Annotated in this window: 12 protein-coding genes; 3 read left to right on the top strand and 9 right to left on the bottom strand. The window is 67.9% G+C overall.

Features of this window, described 5'->3' with window-relative positions; all coding sequences use genetic code 11:
• Window positions 1-72 precede the first annotated feature (72 nt).
• The 4 genes from GPA22_RS12205 to GPA22_RS12190 all read right to left on the bottom strand — a co-directional run bounded on the left by GPA22_RS12205 (window position 73) and on the right by GPA22_RS12190 (window position 3035).
• Complete coding sequence (locus tag GPA22_RS12205) at window positions 73-504, bottom strand: nuclear transport factor 2 family protein (RefSeq protein WP_169256343.1); 432 nt, start codon at window positions 502-504, stop codon at window positions 73-75.
• Between the two features lie 81 nt (window positions 505-585).
• Window positions 586-786 (bottom strand): zinc-finger domain-containing protein, encoded by a 201-nt coding sequence (locus GPA22_RS12200; RefSeq protein WP_169256342.1) that lies wholly within the window; start codon window positions 784-786, stop codon window positions 586-588.
• 13 nt (window positions 787-799) lie between these two features.
• A complete protein-coding gene (locus GPA22_RS12195; protein ID WP_169256341.1) occupies window positions 800-1720 on the bottom strand; it encodes a branched-chain amino acid transaminase in 921 nt (306 codons plus the stop codon).
• A gap of 109 nt (window positions 1721-1829) precedes the next feature.
• Window positions 1830-3035, bottom strand: coding sequence for a citrate transporter (locus tag GPA22_RS12190; protein ID WP_169256340.1), 1206 nt, complete (start codon window positions 3033-3035; stop codon window positions 1830-1832).
• A 147-nt stretch (window positions 3036-3182) separates the two neighbouring features.
• Here GPA22_RS12190 and GPA22_RS12185 point away from each other — a divergent pair, with 147 nt between their 5' ends.
• Genes GPA22_RS12185 through mnmA form a run of 3 tightly spaced genes read left to right on the top strand, consistent with a single transcriptional unit; the run spans window position 3183 to window position 5471 of the window.
• Window positions 3183-3638, top strand: coding sequence for an NUDIX hydrolase (locus tag GPA22_RS12185; RefSeq protein WP_169256339.1), 456 nt, complete (start codon window positions 3183-3185; stop codon window positions 3636-3638).
• Window positions 3639-3649: 11 nt separating this feature from the next.
• On the top strand, window positions 3650-4357 hold the full coding sequence (locus GPA22_RS12180) for a hypothetical protein (RefSeq protein WP_246264298.1): 708 nt from the start codon (window positions 3650-3652) through the stop codon (window positions 4355-4357).
• Between the two features lie 16 nt (window positions 4358-4373).
• Complete coding sequence (mnmA, locus tag GPA22_RS12175) at window positions 4374-5471, top strand: tRNA 2-thiouridine(34) synthase MnmA (protein ID WP_169256404.1); 1098 nt, start codon at window positions 4374-4376, stop codon at window positions 5469-5471.
• A gap of 54 nt (window positions 5472-5525) precedes the next feature.
• Here mnmA and GPA22_RS12170 read toward each other — a convergent pair whose 3' ends face one another.
• The 5 genes from GPA22_RS12170 to glnE all read right to left on the bottom strand — a co-directional run bounded on the left by GPA22_RS12170 (window position 5526) and on the right by glnE (window position 11677).
• Window positions 5526-5699 (bottom strand): hypothetical protein, encoded by a 174-nt coding sequence (locus tag GPA22_RS12170; RefSeq protein ID WP_169256337.1) that lies wholly within the window; start codon window positions 5697-5699, stop codon window positions 5526-5528.
• Window positions 5700-5737: 38 nt separating this feature from the next.
• A complete protein-coding gene (locus GPA22_RS12165) occupies window positions 5738-6670 on the bottom strand; it encodes a hypothetical protein (RefSeq protein ID WP_169256336.1) in 933 nt (310 codons plus the stop codon).
• A gap of 158 nt (window positions 6671-6828) precedes the next feature.
• Window positions 6829-7281, bottom strand: a complete 453-nt coding sequence (locus tag GPA22_RS12160; RefSeq protein ID WP_169256335.1) for a SixA phosphatase family protein — start codon at window positions 7279-7281, stop codon at window positions 6829-6831.
• A 62-nt stretch (window positions 7282-7343) separates the two neighbouring features.
• Window positions 7344-8870 carry a CYTH and CHAD domain-containing protein gene (locus GPA22_RS12155; RefSeq protein ID WP_169256334.1) on the bottom strand — a complete coding sequence of 509 codons (1527 nt, stop codon included), beginning with the start codon at window positions 8868-8870 and terminating at the stop codon, window positions 7344-7346.
• Window positions 8871-8992: 122 nt separating this feature from the next.
• Window positions 8993-11677: a bifunctional [glutamate--ammonia ligase]-adenylyl-L-tyrosine phosphorylase/[glutamate--ammonia-ligase] adenylyltransferase gene (gene glnE, locus GPA22_RS12150; RefSeq protein ID WP_169256333.1), complete on the bottom strand. Its 2685-nt coding sequence runs from the start codon at window positions 11675-11677 to the stop codon at window positions 8993-8995.
• Between the last annotated feature and the right edge of the window lie 74 nt (window positions 11678-11751).

Raw genomic sequence — 11751 nt, 5'->3', positions numbered from 1 at the left:
GATTAACGCAGTTGTGTAAGCGAAGCGCGTCGCCGGCGCAGGAAAAGTATCAGGGCATGTTGCAGCGCCGCATCAATGTACGATGCGGGGGCCGTCGTGTGTGCCGGCAGGGAGGGATGCGGGCGCCGGTGACGCGTGGTGCATGATCATCTTCCAGCCATGCGGGCCGCTGGCATAGGCGTTGGTCGCGACCATCGGCGGCGGCGCGCGCTCGTCGCGGGCGAGCGCGACGTGTTCGATGACGTTGTGCGTTGCGAGCAATGAATTGCCCGACGCGACGCGTTGCGAGACGCTGACCGCGAGGCGGACGCCGCTGGCGAACAGCTGGCGCCACGATTCGCGCACCGCGTGCAGGCCGACGAGGCGGGCGCCGTCGGGATGGATGCATACGACTTCGTCGTCTTCCGACCACACCTGCATCATCGCATCGAGGTCGGAGCGTGCGAGCGCGTCGTAGAAGGCGGCCTCGGCCTCGAGGGCCGTGGTGAAGACGGGTTTGTTCACTTGGGCTGGCTTTAAGCGAAGAAACTGGTCCGGAAATGCCATGGGGGCATTGCTGCCCCCATGTCGATCATGCGCCGTGGATCAGTGATGACCCTTCGGACGCTCGCCGGTGAAGACGTATTTCGTGCTGCAGTACGGGCAGACTGCTTCGCCTTCGGCCAGCACGTCGAGGAAGACGCGCGGGTGGCGGGCCCACAGCGGCGCGTCCGGCCGCGGGCAATGCAGCGGCAGGTCGTGGGCGGTGACGGCGATCGTTTGGGTCTTGTCCTGGTTTTCGGCCATGGTGTGCGTTTCCTCAGACGTAGGAGAGCCAGCGCTCGTATTCGGGGGCGCGGCCATTGACGACGTCGAAGAAGCGCGCCTGAAGCTTTTCGGTGATCGGGCCGCGTTTGCCGGCGCCGATGGTGCGGTTGTCGAGCTCGCGGATCGGCGTGACTTCGGCGGCGGTACCGGTGAAGAAGGCCTCGTCGGCGATGTAGATGTCGTCGCGCGTGAGGCGGCGGGATTCGACCGTGTAGCCGAGCTCGCGCGCGATCTGGATGACCGAGTCACGGGTGATGCCGGTCAGCGCCGAGGCGATCTCGGGTTCGTAGATCTTGCCGTCCTTGATCATGAAGAAGTTCTCGCCGGAGCCTTCGGCGACGAAACCCTGGGTGTCGAGCAGCAGCGCTTCGTCGTAGCCGTCGTCGGTTGCTTCGAGGTTGGCGAGGATGGAGTTCGCGTAGCTGCCCGACAGCTTCGCGCGCGGCATCGTCACGTTCACGTGGTGGCGCGCATAGGACGAGGTGCGGATGCGGATGCCTTTCTCGAGGCCTTCCTCGCCGAGGTAGGCGCCCCACGGCCAGGCGGCGATGGCGACATGGACGCGCGCCCCGCGCGTCGAGATGCCCATCTTCTCCGAGCCGTAGAACGCCAGCGGGCGCAGGTAGCAGGATTCGAGCTTGTTGGCGCGCACGACTTCCTTCTGCGCTTCCATCAGCTCGTCCTTGGAGAAGGGGATCTCCATGCGGTAGATCTTGGCCGAGTTGATCAGGCGCTGGGTGTGCTCGGCGAGACGGAAAATCGCGGTGCCCTTGGCTGTGTTGTACGCGCGCACGCCCTCGAACACGGCTACGCCGTAATGCAGGGAGTGGGTCAGGACGTGGGTCGTGGCTTCGCGCCAAGGCACGAGCTTGCCGTCCTGCCAGATGAAACCGTCGCGGTCAGCCATGGACATGATGGGATTCTCCAGCGGAATTGTGTTCAGGGGGGCGCTCCGCAGCGCGGAGCGAATTCGCAATTTTAGCGCAAACCCGGCGACTTTGCGGGGTGCGCGCGGCAGCGGCTCACTGCGGGTGCCACCCGAGCACGGCCAGCATCACGGCGAAGCCGACGACGTAGGCAAGGGGGATGTGCCAGCCCTTGCGCAGCCACTGGACCGCCGAGCGCGCCTCGGGGTACATGCTGGACAGCGCGACGCCGGCCGAGGAGCCGAACCACAGCATCGAGCCGCCGAAACCGACCGCATACGCGAGGAAGCCCCAGTCGTAGCCGCCTTGGCGGATCGCCAGCGCCGTGAGCGGGATGTTGTCGAACACCGCGGAGACGAAGCCCAGCACGAGCGCGCTGGTCCATGACGCGGGCGGCAGTTCGTTCACCGGCATCATCGACGCGCAGGCGACCAGCGAGAGCAGGAAGACCGAGCCCCTGGCGGTTTCCGGCAGGATTTCCCAGTCGTGGCGGCGCAGTTGCGCGGTGAGCAGGATCGCCACCCACACGGCGACGCCGATGAAGGGGAAGGCGCTGGCGACGCTCGGGGCGGCGATGTTCACGGTGATGTTGGTGCCGATCGCGAGGCCCAGCATGAGCATGACGATGAAGAGCCGGCCCCAGTCGATGTGCGTGTGCTCGTGGGTGTGCTTGTTGATTGGCGACCAGGCGTGCTGCTGCTTCGCGGCGATCGTGCCGAAGATGCACAGCGCGATGCCGGCGCCGAGGGCGGCTTTGAGCACGGCGAGCGGCGAGATGCCGGCGATCCACATCATCGTCGTCGTGGTGTCGCCGACGACGGAACCGGCGCCGCCGGCGTTGGAGGCCGCGACGATGGCCGCAAGATAGCCGATATGCACCCTCGCGCGGAACAGCTGGTGCGCCATCGCGCCACCGATGAGGGCGGCGGCGATGTTGTCGAGGATGGACGAGATGAAGAAGATCATCACGAGCAGCGCGAAGGGGCCTTTCCAGTCCTTCGGCAGGAACTTCGGCAGGATCACCGGGACATGGCTCTTCTCGAAGTGCCGCGCGAGGATCGCAAAGCCCATCAGTAGGCAGAACAGGTTGGCGAACGTGACCCATTCGTGGCCGAGGTGGCCGATCCAGCCCGCCACGCCGGGGCCGGCCGCGAAGCCGGTGAAGACGATCTTGTAGAGGCTGATGACGGCGAAGCCGGTCAGCGCGACGTACAACGTGTAGTGGTGCAGCAGCGCGACGCCGAGCAGCGTCAGCGCGAAGAGGATGAAGTCGACGGGAATGCCGACGAGCGTGGGTGTCATGTCTTCTTGGTCTGACGTCGCGGGACGGTGAATGATAATGCGTATCCCTGCTCTGCGGGTGTCATGGGGGATACGGTCGCTTACGAGTCCGATCCGGGAAGATCAGGGCGCACAGGGTAAAATGCTCGTTTTTGCATGACGATGGCGATGGAACGAGTCTGGAAACCGAACGTGACGGTGGCATCGGTGATCGAGCGTCAGGGGCGTTTTCTCATGGTGGAGGAGGAGACGGCCGATGGTCTGCGGTTCAACCAGCCGGCCGGTCACCTGGAGGCGGGGGAGTCCCTGGTCGACGCCGCCGCGCGCGAGACGCTGGAGGAGACGGCGCACCGCTTCGTCCCCGAGTACCTCATCGGCATCTACCAGTGGCCGGTGCCGAAGGGCGGCATCACCTACCTGCGCTTCGCGTTCGGCGGCACGGTCGGTGCCGAGGAGGCGGGCCGCGCGCTCGACGCGGGCATCGTGCGCGCGCTGTGGCTGACGCGCGATGAACTGCTCGACTGCCGCGAGCGCCATCGCAATCCGCTGGTGCTGCAGTGTGTGGACGACTGGATCGCAGGGCGCCGCCATGCGCTCGACCTGATCCGGCATTATCCGGGTTGAGTCGTGCGGCGATGCGCGCTGCGCTGATCGCCTGCCTGTTGTGCGCTCTGCCGGGCGCACATGCGGCCGAAGCCGTCGAGGTGTGCTTCAACTACGGCTGTGCCAGCCGGGTGCAGGTCGAGCTGGCCGACGACGGCCTCGCCGGGGTGGCCGCCGTGCTGGCAGCGGCGGCCGACGCCGAGGCCGAGCGCGGGGCGATCGCCCGCGCGGTGGGCATGATGCAGCGTCTGGCCGCCCGCGAGACGCCGATCGCGGCGGATCGTGGCGGCAACTTTCTCGATGACGACGTCGCGGGGCGGATGGACTGCATCGATCACTCGACGACGACGACGCACTTTCTCGAACTCATGGCGGCGCGCGGCTGGCTGCGGTTTCACCGCGTGCTGCCGGCCGAGCGGCGGGCGCCCTGGCTGGTGCTGCAGCATTTCTCCGCCGTGATCGAGGAAACGGATGCTCCGCCTCTCCGGGCGCCCGTCGCCGCCGCGCCCGCCGTGGTGGTGCCCGACTACGTCGCGCCGATGCTGGCGCTGTGCGATTGCGGCGAAGTGCTCGCGGATGTCGCGCCGGTCGTGCCCGCCAGGCTGGAGCCGGAACGCGAAGTGTCGCAGAATCCCGGCGCGCGCTTTGCGGTCGACAGCTGGTTCGTGGATCATGGCGAGCCTGCGGTGGTGCTGCCGCTGGCGGATTGGCTGAATGGAGAAGGACCGAATGTCCAGTAAGAAGGATCCGAACGGGATGAAGGTGGTCGTCGGCATGTCCGGCGGCGTGGATTCCTCGGTGACCGCGCTGTTGCTGAAGCAGCAGGGCTACCAGGTGACCGGCCTGTTCATGAAGAACTGGGAGGACGATGACGACGACGAGTACTGCTCGACGCGTCAGGATCTGGTCGACGTCGCGTCGGTGTGCGATGTGATCGGCATCGACCTCGAGGTCGTGAATTTCTCGGCGGAGTACAAGGACCGCGTGTTCGCCGATTTCCTGCGCGAGTACGAGGCCGGGCGCACGCCGAACCCCGACATCCTGTGCAATTCGGAGATCAAGTTCCGCTGCTTCCTCGACCACGCGATGCAGCTCGGCGCGGACAAGATCGCGACCGGGCATTACGCGGGCGTGCGCGAGTGGGTGAACGACGGGCGTACCGAATTCCAGCTGCTGAAGGCCGAGGACGGCACGAAGGACCAGAGCTACTTCCTCTATCGCCTGACGCAGGCGCAGCTCGCGAAGACGCTGTTCCCGCTGGGCGGGCTGTACAAGCGCGAGGTGCGCCGGATCGCCGCCGAGGCGGGCCTGCACGTGGCGGAGAAGAAGGATTCGACGGGCATCTGCTTCATCGGCGAGCGGCCGTTCCGCGAGTTCCTGATGCGCTACCTGCCGACCAAGCCGGGCGAGATCTGCAACCTCGACGACGGCCGCGTGCTCGGCGAGCACCAGGGCCTGATGTACCACACGATCGGCCAGCGCAAGGGCCTGCACATCGGCGGCATCAAGGGCAAGCAGGACGAGGCCGGCGAACATGACGCCTGGTATGTCGCCGCGAAGGACGTGAAGGCGAACGTGCTCTACGTCGTGCAGGGCCACGACCATCCCGCGCTGCTGAAGGGCAGCCTGACGGCGGCCGAGCTCAACTGGATCGCGGGGCGTGAGCCGCACACGCACTGGGTGTATACGGCCAAGCCGCGCTACCGCACGCCCGACATGCCGTGCGAGATCGATGCGCTGGCCGACGGCCGTGCCGAGATCGCGTTCGCCCAGCCGCAGTGGGCGCTGACGCCGGGCCAGAGCGTGGTCGTGTATGAATCGAAGGTGTGCCTGGGCGGCGGCGTGATCGTCTGAGCGCGGGCAGTTCGGACGCCCGGCCGGCGGTGTGTGCCGGCCGGGCGTCGTCGTTTACGACTGCTTGCCGGCGAGGCCCTTCTTCAGGAGCTTCGCGACCAGCGGATTGACCGCGGCGTCGGCATGCGCTCCGCTCGACGCTTTCGCGAAGCGGTCGGGGGTGTCGCTGTTCTTCATGCGGCCGCGGATCTTGAGGCCGTTGAGTTTCTCGAGGTCGGTCTTCTTCATAGCAGGTCAATTTTGCGGCGTGGTGAGGGACGGGGCGCTCAGGGGGCGACCGGCGAGGGGTGCAGGCGCAGGCAGAGGCCGCGGCGCCAGTGCTCGCAGCGTTCGATGTATTCGCGCGTGCTCTTGGGCATCGTCACGCGCGCACGCGTGATGTAGCTGACGAGATCGCGCCCCTGCACGATCAGATTCACGCCATCGACGGCGAGTTGCAGGTCTTCGGGCGTGGTGGCGCCGGCGAGCCGCGGCGAGACGCTCGCGAGCCGCTCGGCGGCGACGGCGAAGTCGGACCACACGTCGAAGATCGCGGGATCGGTGCGCAGCGTCTCGCATTTCACCTTGGCGGCTTCGGCGAAGCGCAGCGTCGGATCCTCGATGCCTTGGAAGAAACGCGATCCGGCGAAGGTCTCGACCATCACGCCGCTGATGCGGTCGATGTCGCGCAGGGTCTGGGAGATCTTGATGTAGCGGCTGTCGTAGAAGGCTTCGATCGGGATCGAGAACGCGCGGAAGGGCTCGCCCCACAGCTCGTCGATGCCTTCCTCGCCGCTGCGGTGGCGCACGAGCTTGCCGAGGTTGAGGGCTTCCTGCAGACAGAAGCCGCACTCGCGCATCAGCGCGTTGTCGGTCTGGATCTCGATGCCGAGTTCCTGCATCTCCATCAGTTTCGTGAAGATGTCCGTCGCGCGGTTGAACAGCGCGCCGGCGAGCATCGCGCCCTTGACGCGCTTGCGGTCCGGATCCGGCTCGGCGTTGTAGGAGGCGCGCGTCTCGGCGAGGCGTTTGCCGGGGATGTTGATGCCGTGCTCGACGTGGTTGAAGAGGCGCCGCGTGAGGCCTTCGATGAGCTGTCGCTTCATGCGCAGGGAGTCGGCCGGCGGTTCGTAGGCCTTGATCCAGTAGCCGTCGTAGAACACGCGTTCCACGCCGTCGATCGTGCGCTTGGTGCCGTTGGCAGTGATGGAAGTATTCATCTCTGGAATGCCCGGTCGGGTTGAGCGGAAGGCGCGGGCGGGCCGTGCCCTGGTCGCAGGGCGAATCTTACGGCAAGCGTGCTGGCACGATGTCGGGCACAGACAATTTTTTCCACCGCGAAAAGTCCGCTGCGGCGGGCGGGGCGGACCAGGCGGCGTCAGGCGAGATCCGGCGGCACCACGGCGCGCAGCACGGTCTGGGTTTCCCCGTCGCGCACGCGGTTGGTGAACCACCACAGCGCGCCTTTCTTGATCGTCCAGTCGGATTCGGCGCCCGAGAGCAGCAGGGCGGCCAGGCGGCCGAGTGCGGGCTGATGGCCGATGACGAGGCAGGGGCCCGCGGAATCGGGCCAGCCGGTGGCCGCCAGCAGGTCGGCGACGCCGCCTTCGGGCGCCAGCGCCGGGACGATCTCGAAGCGATCGGTGAACGCGGTGGCGGTCTGGCGGGTGCGCACGGTCGGGCTGACGAGCACGCGCAGCCGCTTGGGACGGCGTTCCTCGAGCCAGGCGGCGACCCGCTGTGCCTGGCGCAGGCCGCGCTCGGTGAGTTCGCGGGTGTGGTCGGGGCTGCCGTCGACGGCTTCCGCGTGGCGCCACAGCAACAGGTCCATCGTGTCCTCCTCGTCCAAGGTGCGACAGCCTATGGGGGGATTGTTGCCACGCAATGACGGGCTCATCGGCGCGCCCCGGCCCAGGGCGCCTCGTCGCCGAGCAGCCGGGCGACATCGCGCAGGGCGCGGCGGCCGGCGCGGGCGTAGGCGGGGCCGTGCCAGCCGCAGACGAAGGCCGCCGCGGCGCGCAGTTGCGCGTCATCGCCGGCAAAGTGCGCAAGGCGGAGGCGGGCCACGTCGACGTCGTGCACGAAACCGAGCGTGTTCTGGGTGCGGACGATGGCCGCGAGGTACTTGCGTGTCCGCTTTGCCGGCAGCAGGGGGGTGAAGAATTCGAGCGCGTAGCGCAGACGCTTGAGCGCGATGCGCAGTGCGTGGAGGTGGGCGCGGCTGCCATCCGTGGCCGCGGCATGGCGGCGCCGGACTTTCTTGCGCAGGCGGTCGAGCTGACGGTGCGCGAAGTCCGTGAGCGTTGCGTCCGCGTGGGCGCCGTCGGGCGGCAGGGCGTGCAGGGCGGCGGTGAGGCCGATCATCAGGCGGCCCTGGGCGGCGGGATCGAGGCCGTTCAGGGCGTCGCGGCGCGCGCGCTCCCGTTCCGCTCCGACGCGGGCGGCGAGCGCGACGACCGCGTCGGCTTCGCTGCCGCTGTGATCCGCTTCGTCCGTGGCGACGGGAGCGAGGATCTCTGCGTGGAGGACGTCGAGGTCGCGCGCCGCGGCGAAGGTGCGCGCGTTGTCGCCGAGGCGCGCCCGCCAGTCCCCGACGAATTCGGGCGGCAGCACCGGTGCGAAGAGGCTCAGCAGCGTGCGCAGGCGCCGCAGCGCGACCCGCAGCTGGTGGATGAATTCGGGGGCGCCGTCTTCGGCGGCACCGACCGCGTTGGCTTGCCACTGGCGCAGGCAGGAACCGGCGAGGCTGCGGAAGGCGTCGAGCGGGCAGGCGTCGGCCGTGATGGCCGACGGTTCGGCGCGTGCCGGCGCGAGCCGCGTGCCGAGGTGGAGGGCGTAGCCGCGTTCGGCCTTGCTGAGATCGCTGGGCATCAGCGGAATGTCCCCGGCGAGGCGGCAGGCGAGCACGAGCAGGTCGAGCGGTTCGCCGGCGACGAGTTCCAGCTCCAGTTCGCTGATCGGGGCGCGCTGCTCGCCGGCAATGACTTCGCCGTGGTCGATCATCATCAGGATGCGCACCGTGTCGTCGGGGGCATACAGGCGGGTTTCGCGCCGGAAGCGGGTCGTGAACACGGGGACGAACCCGGGCGCGCGGCGGGTGAGGAGCTTGCGCACCTTGGCGTCGTCGACCGGCGTGAAGTCGAAGCTGCCGGCGTAGGGGTGTTCCCACTCGGGGCGGGCGCTGAGTCCGGCGGTCGATTCCGCCGCGCACTTCACCGTCTGCAGTTCGACGCGGCCCTTCCTGCGGATGCGCAGCCCGATGCGGCGCGCCGCGAGCTGCAGGTCGGGCGTGTCGAAATAGGTGTTGTCGAGCGTTGCCGTCCTGCCCTGGCGGGCGGCGCCGGCCACCAGCGGGTGGCGCCGCAGTGCCGGGAGGGCCTTGGGGGGCAGGGTGAGTTTGAGTTCGATTTCCTGGCCCATGAAGCGCGATCGCCCGTTGATCAGGTTCTGATTCTAGTCGCGTATTACGTTTGCGTCATGCGCGGAAAGATGAACTGAAATATTTCAGCGGACCATGTCGCCCCGCCTGGCGGCGACCTGCGTCAGTCCTCACCGAACACCAGTTGCCACAGCCGGCGCACCGATTCCCGCGCGAACGCCACTTCCAGCGGCTGGACGCGCGAGGGCAGGTCGTTGAGGCGCTGGCGGTGCTGCAGGTGGCGGAACATGCGGTAGCTGTCGCCGCAGCGGCCGGCGTGGCCCGCCGGGATGAGGCCGAGATCGCCGGCGATGCGCAGCAGGGCGATGTTGCCGAGGTTGCCGGTGAGTTCGGGGTACTGGTGGGCGTGGCCGAGCACAAGGTACTGGACGAGGAACTCGACGTCGATGAGGCCGCCGTGGTCGTGCTTGAGGTCGAAGAGCTCGCTCTTGCCCGCGTGGGCGTCGCGCATCTTGTGGCGCATCTCGAGCACGTCCGCGCGCAGCTTCTCGAGGTCGCGCGGCTGGCGCAGGACTTCGCAGCGGATGCGTTCGAAGGCTTCGCCGAGCGCGGCATCGCCGGCGGCGAAGCGCGCACGCGTCAGTGCCTGGTGTTCCCACACCCACGCCGATTCGAGCTGGTACTGGCGGAAGGAGTCGAGCGAGCACACGAGCATGCCCGCCTCGCCGTTCGGGCGCAGGCGCAGGTCGGTCTCAAACATGATGCCGGCGGCGGTCTGGCTGGAAAGCCATGAATTGAGGCGCTGGCCGAGACGGGTGTACACCTCGGGCGCTTCCGGCGCGTCGTCGTCGTGCAGGTACACGAGGTCGAGATCGCTGGCGTAGCCGAGCTCCTTGCCGCCAAGCTTGCCGTAGGCGATCACGGCGAACTTGGGTTCGTCGCGGTGGCGGATCTTGATCTTGCGCCAGATCGTCGGGAGGCTGAGGTCGAGCATCATGTCGGCCAGCGCCGAGAGGTGGTCGGCGAGCTTTTCGACCGTGAGCATGCCGGCGATGTCCTGCATCAGCAGTCGGAACACGAGCGCGTGATGCTGTTCGCGCATCATGTCCATCTGCCGCTCCATGTCGGGTTCCGCAAGGTCCAGCGCGCCGGCGATCTGCTCGCGCAGGGCGGGCCAGTCCGGGGCCGTCTGCAGCACGCGCGCATCGAGCAGTTCGTCGAGCAGGATGGGGTGGCGGATGAGGAACTGCGCCGCCCAGCGCGATGCGCTCATCAGGTCGGCCACGCGACGCAGCGCCTGCGGGTATTGCTGCAGCAGTGCGAGGTAGGCGCCGCGGCGGCTGATGGATTCGAGGAGGTCGAGACAGCGCCCGAGCGTCTCGTCGGCGTCCGGCGTGCTGGCCGCGGCTTCGACGACGCGCGGGATCAGCGCGTCGAGGCGGCTGCGGATGTGGTTGGGAAGCTGCTGGTAGCGGTTGCCGGTGCGGATCGCGGCGAGGCGGCGTGCCGCGGAGGGCGGATCGCGGTAGCCGAGCCTGGCGAGTGTGCCTTCGGCCTGGCTGCTGTCGCCGGCGGCGGCCCACATGCTGTCGAGGGTGTGGCCTTCTTCGGCCGGGTCGCCGAACACATGCTCGAAGTGGCGGCTCACCGCGGCACGGTGGCGGTCGATGACTTCGAGCAAGGCGGCGAAGTCGGGGAAGCCCATGCCGCGGGCAATGCGCGCACGGTCCTCGTCGTTGCCGGGCAGGTCGTGCGTCTGCGCGTCGTCGAGGTATTGCAGGCGATGCTCGAGGCGGCGCAGGAATTCGTAGGCCTCGCTGAGCTCGGCGACCGCCTCGGGCGCGAGGAAGCCGCGTTCGGCGAGGCGCGCGAGCACTTTCAGCGTCGGGCGGATCTGCAACTGCGTCTCGCGTCCGCCGCGGATGATCTGGAACACCTGGGCGATGAACTCGATCTCGCGGATGCCGCCCGGGCCCAGCTTGATGTTGTTGGCGCGGTCGCGGCGCGCGACTTCGCGGCGGATCTGCGCGTGCAGGTCGCGCATCGCGTTGATGGCGCCGAAATCGAGGTATTTGCGGAAGATGAAGGGGCGGGCGATCTTTTCCAGTTCCTCGAAACGCTCGCCCGCGAGCACGCGTGCCTTGATCCACGCGTAGCGCTCCCATTCGCGCCCCTGCGTGATGAAGTAGTTCTCCAGCATGTCGAAGGAGCACACCAGCGGGCCGGAGTCGCCGTTCGGCCGCAGCCGCATGTCGACGCGGAAGACCTGCCCGTGCTCGGTGATGTCGGCGAGCGCCTGGATCAGCTGCTTGCCGAGGCGCTCGAAGAACTCGAAGTTGCTGATGACCTTCGCGCCGCCCGTGTCGCCGTCTTCGGGATAGATAAAGATCAAGTCGATGTCTGAAGAAACGTTGAGCTCTCGCCCGCCGAGCTTGCCCATGCCGATGACGAGCAGCTCCTGCTCCCAGCCGCTCTGCGAGACCGGGGCGCCGTAGCGTTGCACGAGGGCCTCGCGCAGCACGTCGTGGGCGGCGCGGATCGTGACCTCGGCGAGCACGGTCATCGTTTCGGTGACTTCGGTGAGGTCGGCGATGCCGTTGAGGTCGCGCACGATGAGGTGGCACATGACCCAGGTGCGCAGATTGCGCAGCGTGCCGCGCAGGCGTGCTTCGTCGAGCCCGGAGCCGGCCATGAAGGCCTGCATCGCGTCGGCGTCGAGCGGGCGGTCGAGCGAGGCGGCGAGCCGTTCGGCGAGCCAGGCGCGGCTGTCGAGCATGCGCTGGAGGTAGCGCGACAGCGTCGCCGCGTAACAAATTGCTTCGGAGGGCTGTTCGGGTGTGTCTGACATGGGAGACGGACTCGGGATCATTGATAGAATGCGCGGTTCCCCGGACGCATGAGCTGGTGCCGACGCTCAGGATG

This window comes from Aromatoleum toluvorans, from assembly GCF_012910905.1.
GTDB lineage: Bacteria > Pseudomonadota > Gammaproteobacteria > Burkholderiales > Rhodocyclaceae > Aromatoleum > Aromatoleum toluvorans.
This window is presented reverse-complemented; position numbering and strand designations above follow the sequence as displayed.

Bases quoted from the DNA above. Each gene is read 5' to 3' on its own strand.
- GPA22_RS12200 (WP_169256342.1), bottom strand. From the start codon at position 786: ATGGCCGAAAACCAGGACAAGACCCAAACGATCGCCGTCACCGCCCAC.
- GPA22_RS12195 (WP_169256341.1), bottom strand. From the start codon at position 1,720: ATGTCCATGGCTGACCGCGACGGTTTCATCTGGCAGGACGGCAAGCTC.
- GPA22_RS12190 (WP_169256340.1), bottom strand. From the start codon at position 3,035: ATGACACCCACGCTCGTCGGCATTCCCGTCGACTTCATCCTCTTCGCG.
- GPA22_RS12185 (WP_169256339.1), top strand. From the start codon at position 3,183: ATGGAACGAGTCTGGAAACCGAACGTGACGGTGGCATCGGTGATCGAG.
- GPA22_RS12180 (WP_246264298.1), top strand. From the start codon at position 3,650: ATGCGCGCTGCGCTGATCGCCTGCCTGTTGTGCGCTCTGCCGGGCGCA.
- mnmA (WP_169256404.1), top strand. From the start codon at position 4,374: ATGAAGGTGGTCGTCGGCATGTCCGGCGGCGTGGATTCCTCGGTGACC.
- GPA22_RS12170 (WP_169256337.1), bottom strand. From the start codon at position 5,699: ATGAAGAAGACCGACCTCGAGAAACTCAACGGCCTCAAGATCCGCGGC.
- GPA22_RS12165 (WP_169256336.1), bottom strand. From the start codon at position 6,670: ATGAATACTTCCATCACTGCCAACGGCACCAAGCGCACGATCGACGGC.
- GPA22_RS12160 (WP_169256335.1), bottom strand. From the start codon at position 7,281: ATGGACCTGTTGCTGTGGCGCCACGCGGAAGCCGTCGACGGCAGCCCC.
- GPA22_RS12155 (WP_169256334.1), bottom strand. From the start codon at position 8,870: ATGGGCCAGGAAATCGAACTCAAACTCACCCTGCCCCCCAAGGCCCTC.
- glnE (WP_169256333.1), bottom strand. From the start codon at position 11,677: ATGTCAGACACACCCGAACAGCCCTCCGAAGCAATTTGTTACGCGGCG.